This is a genomic window from Paraburkholderia sp. JHI869 (assembly GCF_038900775.1).
Taxonomy (GTDB): domain Bacteria; phylum Pseudomonadota; class Gammaproteobacteria; order Burkholderiales; family Burkholderiaceae; genus Paraburkholderia.
The window spans coordinates 201941-218272 of record NZ_JAYMSC010000003.1; the positions used below are offsets into that span (position 1 = coordinate 201941).

Sequence of the window (16332 nt, forward strand, 5' to 3'; positions counted from 1 at the left end):
TAGCTGCATCGTCCAGTATCACTACACACTCTCACGCATCGAGACGAGCAATGAAATCCCAAACCGAGTTTGCGCCAGTTCCGGCCGTGCGGGCGCTGTCCTGCCGGGCGGCGGTCGCCGCCGCGGTCGCGGCGCTCGCCCTTTCGGGTTGCGCGAACTACATCGGCATCAAGAGCGACAAGACCATCGATCAGCCGCAGCAGTTCGAAAGCTCGCAGAGTATTCCGTCGCAGGGCGGCCAGTGGCCCACGCTCGACTGGGCGAACCAGTTCGGCGACCCGCAGCTGCCCAAGCTGATCGACGAGGCGCTCGAAGGCAGCCCGACCATCGCTCAGGCGCAGGCGCGCCTCGCCAAGGCTTCGTCGTATATCGAGACCTCGCGCTCGGCGCTCTTCCCGAAGGCCAACCTGAGCTATTCGTGGACCCGCGAGCTGTATTCGGCCAACGCCCTTTTCCCGCCGCCGTACGGCGGCACCTGGTATAGCGAGAACAATGTGCTCGCCAGCGCCTCGTGGGATCTGGACCTCTGGGGCAAGAACCGTCAGCGCCTCGCGCAAGCCGTGTCCGCACAGCGTGCGGCCGAAGCGGACATGCAGCAAGCGCGCGTCACGCTCGCCTCTTCGGTTGCGCGCACGTACAACCAGCTCGCCCAGCTCTACGAACTGCGCAGCATCGCGCAGCACGAGATCGACAATCGCAAGACCATCGGCACGATCACGAACGGCCGTGTGGTGGCGGGGCTCGACACCAACGTCGAGAAACAGACCGCCAACGGCAACATCGCGACAAGCCAGGCGAACCTCTCGCAAATCGACGGCCAGATCGAAACCACGCGCTATCAGCTCGGCGCGCTGCTCGGCAAGGGCCCGGACCGCGGCCTGCAGATCGCGCAGCCGGTGCTCAATCCGGTTGCCAAAGTGGCGCTGCCCGACAATCTGCCCGCCGACCTCCTCGCGCGCCGCCCCGACATCGTCGCCGCGCGCTGGCAGGTGGAAGCCGCGATGCACGACGTGAAGGAAGCGAAGGCCGAGTTCTATCCCGACGTGAACCTCGCGGCCGGCTTCGGCTTCGATGCGTTCGGCTGGGGCAAATTCCTGAACTTCACGAGCCGTCAGGCAAACATCGGCCCGGCGGTGCATTTGCCGCTCTTCGACGCGGGCGCATTGCGCGCTCAACTGAAGGGCCGCTACGCCGACTTCGAGCTCGATGTCGCGAACTACAACCAGACGCTCATCGGCGCGTTCCAGGACGTGGCGACCGACGTGTCGACGATCCGCTCGGCCGACAAGCAGCTCGTGGACGCCGACCGCGCGCTCGACGCTTCGACCAAAGCCTGGCAGCTTGCCGTGATCCGCTACAAGGCGGGCCTCTCCGAGCAGCTTCAGGTGCTCAACGCCGACCAGAACCGCCTCGCCGCCGAGCAGACGGTGTCGAACCTGAAGGCGCAGCGCCGCGACCAGCAGATGGCGCTGATCAAGTCGCTTGGCGGCGGCTTTGAAGCGCAAAGCGCCGGGCTCACGCCGCCCGCCGACGTCGGCAGCGAAGCGGGCAGTGAAGCACGCGGCCAGAGCGACGTGAACGGCGCACCGTGGCGCGGTACGCGCTCGCCGCAGAACGCGGCGGCATCGACGAGCGCAGCGAACGCTGCGCCTGCGTCGAACTAAGCGTCGAACTACGCGCCGAGCCGCACACGAACATCAAAAACTGAACGAACAGCACGCAAGCATCCGGAGATCCTTCCATGAGCACCCCCCAGCAGCCGGCAGCCAATCCGCAGCCGAACGCGAACAGCGGCAAGCGCAAGCGCATGATGACGCTGCTTGTCCTCGTGATCGTGATTGCAGCCGTTGCCTACGGCCTCTACTACTTCCTCGTCGCGCGCTTCACCGAAAGCACGGACGACGCCTACGTGAACGGCAACGTCGTGCAAATCACGCCGCAGGTCACAGGCACGGTGATCGCACTGAAAGCGGACGACACGCAAACGGTGAACGTCGGCGACCCGCTCGTGCTGCTCGACCCGGCCGACGCGCGCGTCACGCTCGAGCAGACTGAAGCGCAACTCGCGCAGACGGTGCGCCAGGTGCGCGGTCTCTTCGCCGACGACAGCCAGTACGAAGCGCAAGTCGCGCAGCGTCAGTCCGACCTCTCGCGTGCGCAAGACGACCTGCGCCGCCGCATGCAGGTCGCGCAGACGGGCGCCGTCTCGCAGGAAGAGATCTCGCACGCCCGCGACGCCGTGCGCAGCGCCGAAGCCGCGCTCGAAGCCGCCCAGCAGCAACTCGCCGCTAACCGCGCGCTGACCGCGAACACGACCATCGCGAATCACCCGAACGTCGAAGCGGCAGCCGCCAAGGTGCGCGACGCCTATCTGGCGAATGCGCGCAACACGCTGCCCGCACCGGTTACCGGCTACGTGGCCAAGCGCTCGGTGCAGGTCGGCCAGCGCGTCTCGCCGGGCAATCCGCTCATGTCGGTGGTGCCGCTGAACTCGCTGTGGATCGACGCCAACTTCAAGGAAGTGCAGCTCAAGCACATGCGCATCGGCCAGCCGGTCGAGATGACGGCCGACGTGTATGGCTCGTCGGTGGTCTATCACGGCAAGGTGGTGGGCTTCTCGGCGGGCACGGGTTCGGCCTTCTCGCTGCTGCCCGCGCAGAACGCCACGGGCAACTGGATCAAGGTGGTGCAGCGCCTGCCTGTGCGTATCTCGCTCGATCCGGAAGACCTGCAGAAGCACCCGCTGCGTATCGGCCTCTCGATGCAGGTGGACGTGAACATCCGCAACGACTCAGGCAGCCAGCTCGGCAATGCGCAGAACACCGTCTACGAGACCGACGTGTTCGCCAAGTACGGCGCAGAAGCCGATGCGGAAATCGCGCGCATCATCGCCGAAAACGCCGGTCCGAATGCGCACAAGGCGGCCAGCAGTGCGAGCAATAGTGGCAACAGCGCAGCCGCCAAGGCGCAGATGTCGTCCGCTCCGGCGGCCAGGTCCGGCGCAAAAGGCTGATTGAAGCCCTGATAAAAGCACTCGCAAACGCCGGCGCGGGCTGATCCTCAGCCCGCGCCGCTTTGTTTCGGGTGACCTCCAGCAGGTCAACAAGAAAGGACGCAATGGCAGCAGCACAACAACCCGTCGCGCATCCGCCGCTACAGGGCGCGCAACTCGTGATCGGCACCATCGCCGTGTCGCTCGCGGTGTTCATGAACGTGCTCGACACCTCGATCGCGAACGTCTCGATCCCGTCGATCTCGGGCGACCTCGGCGTGTCGTCGGACCAGGGCACGTGGGTCATCACCTCGTTCGCGGTGGCCAACGCGATCTCCGTGCCGCTCACCGGCTGGCTCACCGACCGCATCGGCCAGGTGCGCCTTTTCATGGCGTCGATCATTCTGTTCGTGATCTCGTCGTGGATGTGCGGCCTCGCGCCCACGCTGCCCTTCCTGCTCGCCTCGCGCGTGCTGCAAGGCGCCGTGGCCGGCCCGATGATTCCGCTCTCGCAAACGCTGCTGCTCGCGAGCTATCCGCGCGCGAAGGCGCCCATGGCGCTCTCGATGTGGTCGATGACCACGCTGATCGCGCCGGTGGCCGGCCCGATTCTCGGCGGCTGGATCTCCGACAACATCTCGTGGCCGTGGATCTTCTACGTGAACATCCCGGTCGGCATCGTCGCGGCGATCGCCACGTGGGCGATCTTCCGCAACCGCGATTCGGTCATCAAGAAAGCGCCGATCGACGGCGTGGGCCTCGCGCTCCTCATCATCTGGGTGGGCTCGCTGCAGGTGATGCTCGACAAGGGCAAGGACCTCGACTGGTTCTCGTCCACGACCGTCGTCGTGCTCGCGCTCACCGCCGTGATCGCCTTCGCGTTCTTCGTGGTGTGGGAGCTGACCGCCGATCACCCCGTGGTCGACCTGTCGCTGTTCGCGCGGCGCAATTTCACGGGCGGCACGATCGCGCTTTCGGTGGGCTACGGTCTGTATTTCGGCAACCTCGTGTTGCTGCCGCTGTGGCTGCAGACCTCGATTGGCTACACGGCCACCGACGCGGGCCTGGTGATGGCGCCCGTGGGCTTCTTCGCCGTCCTGCTCTCGCCGATCACCGGCAAGATCCTGCCGCGTACCGACCCGCGCTATATCGCGACCTCGGCTTTCCTTGTGTTCGCGCTGTGCTTCTGGATGCGCTCGCGCTACACCACGGGCGTGGACACCTGGGCGCTCACGCTGCCCACGCTCATCCAGGGCATAGGCATGGCGGGCCTCTTCATTCCGCTCGTTTCGATCACGCTATCGGGGCTGCCCGGCCATCGCATTCCGGCGGCCTCGGGTCTGTCGAACTTCGTGCGGATCATGTGCGGCGGTATCGGGACCTCGATCTTCGAGACGGCGTGGGATCACCGCACGACATTTCACCACGCACGCCTGACCGAAGTAGCGACGCCGACCAACCCGGTCTTCAACCAGTCGATGCAGCAGTTCCAGGGCGCGGGTCTCGATCCTTCGCAGGCGCACGGGCTCTTCGACCGGATGCTCTCGCAGCAGGCCGCGCAACTTGGCGTGAACGATCTGTTCTGGATTTCCTCGGTGATCTTCATCGTGCTGATCGGACTCATCTGGATCACGCGGCCTGAGCGCGCCAGTAGTGCGGACGCGGGTGCGGCAGCATCGGCCGCGCATTGAGGCTCATGCGCTGAAACGCTAGCGGCTGTCGAAAAGCAAAACGGCACGTCTGGTCATTCACCAGCGTGCCGTTTTCGTTTGTGCGCTCCGGGCGCTCTGCGAGAGTCCGCTCAGGCCGCGCCGCTAACCACCAGCCGCTCCGGCGCAAGCACGCCGTTCGCGGCCTTCGCGACGCCAAGCAAGCGGCCATCTTCCGCGTACACGCGCACGCGCTCGGCGGCTTCGCAAGCCGCGCGATCGAGCACCAGCTCGTTGAGCGGCAGGCGCTGGCCGTGCGTGAAGCGGCGCGCCGCTTCTTCGTTGAGCGTCAAGGCGGGGAACGTGGAGAGCAGCGCATCGACGGGTCGCAGCCATGTGTCGCGCGTGGGCTCGTCGGCGGCAGTGAGCGCGTCGAGCGTCACTGCGTGCTCGAGCGTGAGCGCGCCCACACCCGTACGACGCAGCATCACGAGATGCGCACCGCAGCCGAGCGCCTCGCCGATATCCTCGGCCAGCGTGCGGATGTACGTGCCCTTGCTGCACGTCACGCGAAACGTAACGTCGGGAAGCGCGCACGCGATCATCTCCAGCGCCAGGATCTTCACCTCGCGCCCTTCGCGCTCGACCGTCTGGCCCGCACGCGCGTATTCGTAGAGCGGTTTGCCGTCGCGCTTGAGCGCGGAATACATCGGCGGCACCTGCACGATGTCGCCGAGGAATCGCGTCATCGCCTCACGCACGGCGGCTTCGTCGCACTTCACCTCGCGCGTTTCAATCGCCTCGCCTTCGGCGTCGCCGGTTGCCGTGCGAATGCCGAGGCGCATGGTCGCCTCATAGGTCTTGTCGGCTTCGAGCAGATCCTGCGAAAACTTGGTCGCCTCGCCAAAGCACAGCGGCAGCAGGCCCGACGCGAGCGGATCGAGCGTGCCGGTGTGGCCCGCCTTCTTCACGCGGTACAGACGCTTCGCGCGGATCAACGCGTCGTTGCTGGAAAGGCCAACGGGCTTGTCGAGCAGCAGCACGCCGTCGAGCAGGCGGCGCGGCACCTTAGGCCGAGCTTCGCCCTGATTCTTTTTCGGTGATGCAGTCATTGCCCGCGTCAGTCGTCCTTCGCGCGCGTCGAGTTCGCCTCGTCGATCAAGCGCGACATCTCGACACCCTTCTCGACCGACTGGTCATAGTGGAAGTGCAGCGTCGGCACCGTGTGAATGTGCAGGCGCTTGAAGAGCTGGTTGTGCAGGTGACCTGCGGCGTGATTGAGCGCTTCCTGCGTGGTCTTCGGGTCGCCCGTGAGGGTCGTGAAGTAGACCTTGGCGTGCGCGTAGTCGGGCGTGAGTTCCACGCTCTGGATCGTCACGAGCCCGATGCGCGGGTCCTTCACTTCGCGCATCAGCTCAGACAGATCGCGCTGGATCTGATCCGCGATCTGCACGTTGCGATTCGGAGAAGTACGTTTTTTCGGCATGATGGTTCCACCTCTTGATCTGCGAGGCATTCAGGCGGCGTTGCGTCCACGGAGGCGCACACGGCCGCACAAAAACAAAACGGGCGGGGCTGGCCAGCGCCTGCCCCGCCCGTTTATCGGTCAACCCGCGGGTGTCCGCGAGCGGCCCGTAGGCCGGCCCGCGAGCGCCGCTGTATTACAGCGTACGCGCGACTTCGGTGATCTCGAACACTTCGAACTGGTCGCCTTCGACGATATCGCTGAAGTTCTTGATCGACATACCGCACTCGAAGCCTTGCTTGACTTCCTTGACGTCGTCCTTGAAGCGCTTGAGCGAGTCGAGTTCGCCGGTATGGATGACCACGTTGTTGCGGATCACGCGCACCGACGACGAACGCTTGACGAAACCGTCCGTGACCATACAACCCGCGATCAGGCCGACCTTCGGCACGCGGATCACCTGACGCACTTCGGCCATACCCGTGACCGTCTCGCGCTTCTCCGGCGCCAGCATGCCCGACATCGCCGCCTTCACCTCATCCACAGCGTCATAGATGATGTTGTAGTAGCGGATGTCGATGCCGTTCGCCTCGGCCACCTTACGCGCCTGCGCATCCGCACGCGTATTGAAGCCGATGATGACCGCCTTCGAAGCCGTTGCCAGGTTGACGTCCGACTCGCTGATCGCACCGACCGCGCTGTGCACGATCTGCACGCGCACTTCGCTGGTCGACAGTTTGAGCAGCGATTGCACCAGCGCTTCCTGCGAACCCTGCACGTCGGCCTTGACGATGAGCGGCAGGTTCTGCACTTCGCCTTCCGCCATCTGCTCGAGCATGTTTTCGAGCTTCGCGGCCTGCTGCTTCGCCAGCTTGACGTCGCGGAACTTGCCTTGACGGAACATGGCGATTTCACGCGCCTTGCGTTCGTCCGGCAGCACGATGACTTCTTCGCCCGCGCCCGGCACTTCCGAGAGACCCTGGATTTCGACCGGGATCGACGGACCCGCTTCCTTCGTGGGCTTGCCCGTTTCGTCGAGCATGGCGCGCACGCGGCCGTAGGCGCTGCCTGCCAGTACGACGTCGCCGCGATTGAGCGTACCCGACTGGACGAGGATCGTTGCAACCGGACCCTTACCCTTGTCGAGCTTCGCTTCGATGACGATGCCCTTGGCCGGCGCCTCGACCGGTGCCTTCAGTTCCAGCACTTCGGCTTGCAGCAGTACGTTTTCGAGCAGGTCGTCGATGCCCGCGCCGGTCTTCGCCGACACCGGCACGAACGGCGAGTCGCCGCCGTACTCTTCCGGCACCACGCCTTCCGCGACGAGTTCCTGCTTGACGCGATCGAGGTTCGCATCCGGCTTGTCGATCTTGTTGATCGCCACGACGAGCGGCACGCCCGCGGCCTTCGCATGCGCAATCGCTTCCTTCGTCTGCGGCATCACGCCGTCGTCGGCCGCCACCACCAGAATGACGATGTCGGTGGCCTTCGCACCGCGGGCACGCATGGCCGTGAAGGCCTCGTGACCCGGCGTGTCGAGGAACGTGATGACGCCACGCGGCGTTTCGACGTGGTAAGCGCCGATGTGCTGCGTAATGCCGCCGGCTTCGCCCGCTGCGACCTTGGCGCGGCGGATGTAGTCGAGCAGCGAGGTCTTGCCGTGATCGACGTGACCCATGACGGTGACGACCGGCGGACGCGGCAGTTGCTCGGCGTCCGTGCCCGTTGCCTGGCCTTCGACCAGCAGCGCTTCCGGGTCGTCGAGCTTCGCGGCAACCGCACTGTGGCCCAGTTCCTCGACGATGATCATCGCCGTTTCCTGGTCGAGCATCTGGTTGATGGTGACCATCTGGCCCATCTTCATCATCACCTTGATGACTTCCGATGCCTTCACGGACATCTTGTGCGCGAGGTCGGCCACCGTGATGGTTTCCGGCACGTGCACTTCACGCACGATCGGCTCGGTCGGCGCCTGGAACGTCGAAGCGTCCTGGTGACGGCCACGGCCCTTCGGGCCGCCGCGCCAGCCGCGGTCCACGCCGCCCGACGAGTCGCCGCGCGTCTTGATGCCACGGCGCTTGGCCGCGTCGTCCTGCCAGCCGCCCTTGCCTGCGCCCGGCTTCTTGTTGCGGTCGCCCGCGCCTGCACCCGGCGCGCTCGTGGAGGGCGCGGCCGTCGTGGCCGGCTTCTTCGCCGCGGCGCCTGCACCGCCGGCCGGACGGGCCGGTGCACCTTCCGGACGGGCCGGCTTGTGCAGCGTGCCCTTGGCTTCAGCGGGCTTGGGCGGCTCGACGGGCTTGGGCGGCTCGGGCTGCTTCACCTGCGCCTTGCGCGGCGTGTTCATCATTTCGCGGATCGCGCGCGCTTCGGCTTCGGCAGCCGCGCGGCGGCGAGCGATCTCGTCCTGTTCCTTCTGCGCCTTATCGGCGGCTTCGCGCGCGGCGACTTCGGCCTTCTGGGCCGCTTCGCGCTGCGCGGCGCGCTCGGCTGCGGCGCGCTGTTCTTCTTGCTGGTCCTGCTGTTGCTTCACTTCTTTCGCTTCCGCTTCGGCGTTGCGCTGCGCGGCCACGGCCTGGGCGGCCAGCTCGCGAGCGGCGGTATCGGCCGCTGCCTTCTTCTTTGCAGCTTCTTCCTCGGCACGGCGGCGCTCGGCCTCGGCGGCCTCTTCGCGCGCGCGGCGCTCGGACTCTTCACGCGCGAGCAGTTCCTGGCGCTCCTTGAGCTCCTGGGCCTGACGCTCGAGCAGTTCTGCCTCGCGGCGCGCTTCTTCCTCGCGGCGCTGCAGCTCCGCCTCTTCGGCGGCAGCGGCTGCGTCGGCTGCATGATTCGATGCCTCCGCCTCACCGGCGGACTCGTCGCGGCGGACGAACGTGCGCTTCTTGCGCACCTCGACCTGAATGGTGCGTGCCTTACCCGTCGAATCAGACTGCTTGATTTCCGACGTATGCCGTTTCGTCAGCGTGATCTTGCGCTTGTCCGCATCAGTCGAGCCGTGAGACTTGCGCAAGTGATCGAGCAGACGCGCCTTGTCGGTCTCCGACAATGCATCGCTCTCGCTCGCTTTCGTGACACCTGCCGCCTGCAGCTGCTCGAGCAGCACGCCGGCAGGCATCTTCAGTTCCGCGGCAAATTGGGCTACGTTGTTACTCGCCATTCATTCCTCTTAGTGCAAGGACCGATTCCTTGCGGTTGACATCGGGTCATGCGGCCTTCGGTGCCTCGCGTCCTGCAAGGCTCCGCCGCGTTCAGTTCAGTGGGTCATGGTCGCTTCCTGCTCGTCGCGCCCTGATGCAGTTTCCCGTTGCCGGGTCACTGGAACCAGTGCTCACGCGCCTTCATGATCAACGCCTTGGCGGCGTCCTCTTCCATTCCCGTCATTTCGACCAGTTCGTCCACGGCCAGCTCGGCGAGCTCGTCGCGGGTGTGAACTTCATGCTGCGCCAGTTTCGCGAGCAGGTCCGGGTCGATACCGTCCAGACTCTTCAGGTCCAGCGCGGCGCTTTCCACCTTCTCCTCGTTCGCGATGGCCTGCGTGAGCAGTGCGTCGCGAGCGCGGTTGCGCAGCTCGTGCACGGTGTCCTCGTCGAAGGCCTCGATTTCCAGCATTTCGTTGAGCGGCACGTAGGCGATCTCTTCGAGGCTCGTGAAGCCTTCGTCGATCAGGATGTCGGCGACTTCTTCATCCACGTCGAGACGCGCCATGAACAGGTCGCGCAGCACCGTGCGCTCCTGATTCTGCTTTTGTGCAGATTCGTCCGGCGTCATGATATTGATTTGCCAGCCGGTCAGCTCGCTGGCGAGACGCACGTTCTGGCCGCTGCGGCCAATGGCGACCGCGAGCTCGCTCTCGTCGACCACGACGTCCATCGAGTGCTTTTCTTCGTCGACGACGATCGACTGCACGGCAGCCGGCGCGAGCGCGCCGATCACGAACTGGGCGGGATCTTCCGACCATAGCACGATGTCGACGTTTTCGCCACCGAGCTCGTTGCGCACGGCCTGCACGCGCGAACCGCGGATGCCGACGCAGGTGCCGATCGGGTCGATGCGCTTGTCATAAGCCACCACGCCGATCTTGGCGCGTACGCCCGGATCGCGCGCCGCCGCCTTGATCTCGAGGAGACCCTGTTCGATTTCGGGCACTTCCATTTCGAACAGCTTCATCAGGAACTCGGGCGCCGTGCGCGAGAGTTCGATCTGCGGGCCGCGCGCGGTGCGGTCGACCTTGCCGATCCAGGCGCGCACGCGGTCGCCCACGCGCAGGTTTTCCTTCGGAATCAGCTGGTCGCGGCGCAGCAGCGCTTCCACACGGCCGGATTCGACGATGAAGTTGCCCTTGTCCATGCGCTTGACCGTGCCGGTCATGATGCTTTCGCCGCGCTCGAGGAAGTCGTTCAGGATCTGCTCGCGCTCGGCGTCACGCACCTTCTGCAGGATGACCTGCTTGGCGGCTTGTGCGCCGATACGGCCGAACTCGACCGAAGGCACCGGCTGCTCGACGAAACTGTCGATCTGCGCTTCAGGATCTTGCTCGCGTGCTTCGAACAGCAGGATTTCCTGGTCCGGCTCCTGCAGTCCCGCTTCGTCCGGCACGACGCGCCAGCGGCGGAACGTTTCGTGTTCGCCGCTTTCGCGGTCGATATGCACGCGGATATCCGCATCCTCGTCGAAGAGTTTCTTGGAGGCCGACGCAAGCGCCGCTTCAAGGGCGGCGAACACCACGTCCTTGTCGACATTCTTCTCGCGTGCCAGCGCATCCACCAGCATCAACACTTCGCGACTCATTGTTTGCGGCTCCTAAAGTCAACTTTGGGGATAAGGCGTGCTTTATCGATGTCTGCGAGCGTGAAATCGAGCATCGCAGGACCCGCCTTCCCTTCGAATTCCAGACCGATGGATTCGCCTTCCGGAGCATGCACGATACCCCGGTACGATTTCCGTCCGTCCAATGGCTTTTTCAACGTGATTACCGCTTCGCAGCCTGCGAAGCGTTCGAAGTCCGCCAGTTTTTTCAGCGGACGGTCGAGGCCGGGCGACGAAACTTCGAGCCGCTCGTAGTCGATGTTCTCGACCGTCAGAACGTGCTGCAGCTGACGCGTGACCTTCTCGCAGTCCTCGATCGCGATCCCCGCGGGCTGATCGATGAAGATGGTCAGCATGCCGCGCCCGGTGCGCTCGAGGTCGACCAGCTCGTAACCGAGCCCGGTGACCGTGGTTTCAATCAGTTCCGTCAGTTGCACAATGCCCACTCCAGATGTTCTGCGCAGCGGGCCAGCAACTTCCTTAGCTTTATTTCTTGCTTCGCCAGGGATTCGCGGGCCGCGCGCCAGGTGAGCGCGCGCGCTTCCCACCTACCTGCCCCACGATGACGAACGACCCGGATGGTTAGACGGCCCCCAAATTGACAATGCCGAACGTCAAACGTCGGCATCTGTTGGTAACCAATTTGGGGCGAACCAAAAAAAAATGGGCGAAACGCCCATCTTCTCACTTAGCCAGGTGGTCGCACCTGGGGCGCGTATTACAGCGCAGATAAATAGCCGCACGCCCAGCGACTTTGTGATTCTAGCCTTTTTTGCACATTAACGCAAATCGACGGTCAAGCCCCAGCCGCCTTTTGCCGTTATTTATGGGCTCGCAAGGGGGATTTGCCGGCGTTTTGCGCGCTGTTTTGTGCGCTAACGACGCGAATCGTCGCCGTTGCACAGCCGCGACGCCCGCCGCATGGCGCGGCCGGACGTCGCGCGCCTCGCGATCAATGACCGCGTGTGCGGTTGCGCGGCGTGCCTCGCTGGCCGCCACGGCTGTTGCCGCCTGCGCGGTTGCCGTTGGGGTTGCCATTGCCACCATTGCCGCCGTTGCCGGGACCGCTGCGGCGATTGCCGTTGCCGTTGCCGTTCCCGCTGGCGTTGCCGCCGGCACGCTTGCCCCCCGCGCCCGGGGCGCGGTTGCCGTCCACATCGCGGCCGCCCGCACGGTTGCCGCCACGTCCGCCGAAGCCCGAGCCCGCACCGAAATTGCCGTGACCGGCACCTGCGCCGCCGCCGAAGCCGCCCGCCGCGCCGCGCCGCCCCTGGCCTTGACGCGGCTGCCCCATCGCACCGTGCGAGCTCAGCACCGGCTCGCGGTTGATGAAGCCCATCGACGTCTGCATCGGATCGGGCTGGCGACGCTCCTGCTCCTTGCCGCCGCGACCGCCCTTCTCTTCGCTCGGCGCCTTCAGGCCAACCGCCGCCATCAGCGCGCGCACCTGGTTGTCCTCGAGCTCTTCCCAGCGGCCGCGCTTGAGGCCCTTGGGCAGCGCGATCGGGCCGTGGCGCGTGCGGATCAGACGGCTCACCATCAAGCCCGCGGCTTCGAACATACGGCGCACTTCGCGGTTACGGCCTTCGGCCAGCGCGACGTGATACCAGTGGTTCGTGCCTTCGCCGCCACCGTCGCGGATGCGCAGGAAGCTCGCGGGGCCGTCTTCGAGTTCGACGCCCTTGAGCAGCTTCTGACGATTGCCCTCAGTGAGCTCGCCCACCACGCGCACCGCGTACTCACGCTCCACGCTGTAGCGCGGGTGCATGAAGCGGTTTGCGAGATCGCCCGAGGTCGTGAGCATCAGCAGACCTTCGGTGTTGAAGTCCAGACGGCCGACGGCCAGCCACTTTGCCGTTTTCATCGGCGGCAGGCGGTCGAACACCGAGGGGCGGCCTTCCGGATCGGCGTGACTTACGATTTCGCCGGTCGGCTTGTGATAGATCAGCACGCGCGGCGGCTTGTTCTGCAGCTTGCGCTTGATCGGCTTGCCGTTGATACGGACCTGATCGGTCGGCAGAATGCGCTGGCCAATATGCGCCGGCTCGCCGTTTACCGAGACGCGCCCGGCGATGATCAGCTCTTCCATGTCGCGGCGCGAGCCCATGCCAGCATCCGCCAGCACCTTGTGCAGCTTCGGCGCGTCGTCGTCCGGGCTCAGCACGCGCTTGGGCTGCTGGGCGTGGCCGCGGCGCAGCATCGGTGCGCGCACGCCGGAACCGGCGCCGTTGTCGGCGTCGAACGCCGGCGACGTCACGTAGAGAAACAGGTCGTCCTGCGTGGACTCGCTCGCGGCCGCTGCCGGCTGGCCTTCGCCCCGGCCCTGGCCCTTCTGGCGCTTGCCCGCACCCTGTTGGCGCTCACCCTGGCGCTCGCCCTGGGCGGCACCGCCCGCGGTCTGCCGGCGGCCCGGCTTTTTCGCGCCGGCGTCCTTGCGCGGCGCGCGGCCAGCGGGAGCGCGCTCGGGCGCCGCTTCCTGGTCGGCAGCGGGCGCTGCGGGGACGTCGACGCCTTCCGCGCCTTCGGCGGTCTTTGCCTTCGCGCCCGCGCGGCGGCGCGCGATCAGGCTGCGCGGCCCGCGACGCAGACCGCGGCGCGGACGCTCTTCGCCCTCGCCGCCCTGTGCTTCGCCTTCGACCTGCGAGGCACGCGTGTCGTCGTCGCGCGCGGAGGACGCGCGGCGCGCGGATTCGGGCGCGTCGGTCGAATCGGTGTCGTGGATATCAGTCAAAACAACCTCAAAATGTCAGGTTGCGCGCCCGCTTGCGGGGCGCGTCAAAAATGCTTGTTACGTCAGATGCCGCGTCGTGCGGCTTCGTCGTCCGTCGTCGAGACGGGGTCGTCCTGCGCCGCGTCGCGGCGGTCTTCGTATTCTTCTTCGCCCGCCGCATCTGCTGCGTGCGCGGCATCCTGCACGTGAGCGTCCGGGACGGACCCGGGCTGCGCGAGGCTTGCTTCGTCATGTACCGCGTCGTCCGAGGCAACCGCTCCGTATGCAACGTTTGCGCCTGCCACCTCGTGCGCTTCTTCCGCTTCTTCCGCTTCGTGCGCCTGGTGCAATTCGTGCGTTTCGCTCCCGGGCTGCGCGGCCGTAGCAACGTCCGACGCTGCGCCCTCTGCTACCTGCGCCAGCGCATCTTCCGCGCCTGCCGCATCGGCAGCAGCCTCGGGCTGGCCTTCTGCGACGAACTGCGCCGCGGCGCTATCGGGAAACTCGATCGCATGCTGCGCAAGCAACTGCTCGCCGAACTGGTTCGACGGATCGTCGAGCGGCGGCAATTCGTCGAGCGACTTCAGTCCGAGATCGTCGAGAAACTCCCGCGTCGTTGCATACAGCGCCGGGCGGCCCGGCACGTCACGATGACCGATCACTTCGATCCAGTTACGGTCCTCGAGCTGCTTGACGACCTGCGTATTGACCGTGACGCCGCGAATTTCCTCGATGTCGCCGCGCGTGACCGGTTGCCGGTACGCGATGATCGCGAGCGTTTCGAGGACCGCGCGCGAATAGCGCGGCGGCTTTTCGGGATGCAACCGGTCAAGGTACGTCCGCATGGCCGGCTTGCTCTGAAAGCGCCAGCCCGACGCGAGCCCCACCAGCTCGACGCCGCGCCCGGACCATTCATGCCGCAGGTCTTCGAGCAGGTTGCGGACCGTGTCGGCCGAAATGTCGTCGGCAAACAGTTTGCGCAGTTCGCCGATCTTCAACGGCTCCTGCGTGCAGATCAATGCAGTCTCGAGGACGATTTTCGCCTCTTGGGTATTCATGCAGCCAGGTCAGACCCTAAGTAAGGTAAATCAGGTTCAAGGAACCGGATCAGACAGACGAAAGACGATATGGAACTTGGAGACGCGCTCGCCCGATTCTGATCGGTCATATTGATGGGAGCACGCACCGGGGGGCCGAAATACAGGCACAGAGCCAGACCCAGCCGGAGGGAGCCGCGAAATTCCCGCAGGGAATCGCTTGACTGAGCGCCATATTACGCAAAAACGCTGGGTGCGTAAAGACGCCATTCCGCATGAGCTGCCGCATTTTCATCCGGCCGTGCTGCCGCTTTCTGCTTGCGCGCGCCACGCCGGTGCATGGCGCTGCCAGTACCGCGCTAATTGTGCCTGGCAGAGCCTCAATGCGCTCCCACCGTCTCCAGGTAGCGCGCGAGCCGCTCGACGCCCGCGTCGAGCCGCGCGGGATCGCACGCATAGCACCAGCGTACGAAACCTTCCCCTTGCGGTCCGAACGCACTGCCCGGAGCGAGCCCCAGGCCCGCGTCGCGCACCAGCGCCTTGCACAGTTCAAGACTGTTCTGCGCGCCCGCGAGCCGGAAAAAGAGATACATCGCGCCATGCGGCACTTTCACGTCCACGCCGGGGAGCTTCGCGAGCGCGGCGGCAAGATGGTCGCGCGAAGCACGCAGATCGGCCACGAGCGCGCGCGTGAACGGCTCGCCGTGCTCGACGGCGGCAATGCCGGCCTGCTGCACGAACGACGGCGCGCACGACGTGTTGTACTCGACCAGCTTGCCGAGATCGTCGGTCAAGGTGCGCGGCACGACCATCCAGCCGAGCCGCCAGCCGGTCATGAGCCAGGCCTTCGAAAACGAATTCACGCAGATCAGCCGCTCTTCGCGCGACGCAATGTCGAGAAACGAGGGCGCGGTGCGCTCGCTCGCGTCGCCATAGTAAAGGCGCTCGTAGACCTCGTCGGCGACGATCCAGATGCCGAGGCGCCGGCAATGTTCGAGCACCGCGCGCTGCTGGTCGCGCGTCATCACCCAGCCGGTCGGATTGTTCGGCGAGTTGATCATGAGCAGGCGCGTGTCGGGCGTGAGCGCCGCCAGCAGCCGGTCGAGATCGAGCGTCCAGCCGTGCTCGCCGTAGCCAAGCGAAACCGTTTCGACCGTGGCGCCGAGAATCTTCGGGATTTCGACGAGGTTCGGCCACAGCGGCGTCACCGCCACCACCCGGTCGCCCGCGCCTATGACGAGCTGCGCCGCCAGCATCAGCGCATTGACGCCGGCGCTCGTCACCGCGAGGTTGTCCACGGGCGTGGCGCCATGCAGCTCGCTCACGTAACGCGCGAGCGATTCGCGCAGCGGCGCGATGCCGAGATTGTGCGTGTAGAACGTGTCGCCGCGCCCGAGCGCCTCGGCGGCAGCCTCGCGGATGAACGGCGGCGTCACTCGGTCGGACTCGCCGAACCAGAACGGCAGCACGTCGGGAACGCCGAACCCGGCATTCGCCACTTCGCGGATCTGCGACGAGCGCAACGCACGCACCGCTTCGCGCGGCAGGGAAACGGAGGACGACGGTTCGAAATCGCTCATCGGGGTTCCGGGTGACACAGAATGTGGGAAAACGTGAAGTGTAGCGCGTGGCCCGGCGCCGCGAGGTCGACGCCTCCAGGCGCCGGCACGGCGGTT

At 65.8% G+C, this 16332-nt stretch carries 11 protein-coding genes; 3 read left to right on the forward strand and 8 right to left on the reverse strand.

Annotated features, from left to right (window positions below; genetic code table 11):
• The first annotated feature begins 50 nt into the window (after positions 1-50).
• From VSR72_RS07375 to VSR72_RS07385, 3 genes are all read left to right on the forward strand, one after another.
• A complete protein-coding gene (locus VSR72_RS07375; RefSeq protein WP_342951752.1) occupies positions 51-1664 on the forward strand; it encodes an efflux transporter outer membrane subunit in 1614 nt (537 codons plus the stop codon).
• Between the two features lie 77 nt (positions 1665-1741).
• Positions 1742-3013, forward strand: coding sequence for an EmrA/EmrK family multidrug efflux transporter periplasmic adaptor subunit (locus tag VSR72_RS07380; protein ID WP_342951753.1), 1272 nt, complete (start codon positions 1742-1744; stop codon positions 3011-3013).
• Positions 3014-3117: 104 nt separating this feature from the next.
• Positions 3118-4683 carry a DHA2 family efflux MFS transporter permease subunit gene (locus VSR72_RS07385; protein WP_342951754.1) on the forward strand — a complete coding sequence of 522 codons (1566 nt, stop codon included), beginning with the start codon at positions 3118-3120 and terminating at the stop codon, positions 4681-4683.
• A 110-nt stretch (positions 4684-4793) separates the two neighbouring features.
• On the opposite strand, the gene truB is transcribed toward VSR72_RS07385, so the two are convergent.
• The 8 genes from truB to VSR72_RS07425 all read right to left on the reverse strand — a co-directional run bounded on the left by truB (position 4794) and on the right by VSR72_RS07425 (position 16236).
• Positions 4794-5753: a tRNA pseudouridine(55) synthase TruB gene (gene truB / locus VSR72_RS07390; RefSeq protein WP_342951755.1), complete on the reverse strand. Its 960-nt coding sequence runs from the start codon at positions 5751-5753 to the stop codon at positions 4794-4796.
• A gap of 8 nt (positions 5754-5761) precedes the next feature.
• Positions 5762-6127 carry a 30S ribosome-binding factor RbfA gene (gene rbfA, locus VSR72_RS07395; RefSeq protein ID WP_201696748.1) on the reverse strand — a complete coding sequence of 122 codons (366 nt, stop codon included), beginning with the start codon at positions 6125-6127 and terminating at the stop codon, positions 5762-5764.
• Positions 6128-6302: 175 nt separating this feature from the next.
• The gene (gene infB, locus VSR72_RS07400) at positions 6303-9260 is read right to left on the reverse strand and encodes a translation initiation factor IF-2 (protein WP_342951756.1); all 2958 of its coding nucleotides are present in this window, start codon (positions 9258-9260) and stop codon (positions 6303-6305) included.
• Between the two features lie 155 nt (positions 9261-9415).
• A complete protein-coding gene (nusA, locus tag VSR72_RS07405; protein ID WP_116613786.1) occupies positions 9416-10891 on the reverse strand; it encodes a transcription termination factor NusA in 1476 nt (491 codons plus the stop codon).
• A complete protein-coding gene (rimP, locus tag VSR72_RS07410) occupies positions 10888-11346 on the reverse strand; it encodes a ribosome maturation factor RimP (protein ID WP_110384653.1) in 459 nt (152 codons plus the stop codon). The genes nusA and rimP overlap by 4 nt, the downstream gene beginning before the upstream one ends.
• Before the next feature lie 515 nt (positions 11347-11861).
• Positions 11862-13640 (reverse strand): 23S rRNA pseudouridine(2605) synthase RluB, encoded by a 1779-nt coding sequence (rluB, locus tag VSR72_RS07415; protein WP_342951757.1) that lies wholly within the window; start codon positions 13638-13640, stop codon positions 11862-11864.
• Positions 13641-13702: 62 nt separating this feature from the next.
• On the reverse strand, positions 13703-14677 hold the full coding sequence (gene scpB / locus VSR72_RS07420; protein WP_342951758.1) for an SMC-Scp complex subunit ScpB: 975 nt from the start codon (positions 14675-14677) through the stop codon (positions 13703-13705).
• Positions 14678-15036: 359 nt separating this feature from the next.
• Positions 15037-16236 (reverse strand): pyridoxal phosphate-dependent aminotransferase, encoded by a 1200-nt coding sequence (locus VSR72_RS07425; RefSeq protein WP_342951759.1) that lies wholly within the window; start codon positions 16234-16236, stop codon positions 15037-15039.
• Positions 16237-16332 lie beyond the last annotated feature (96 nt).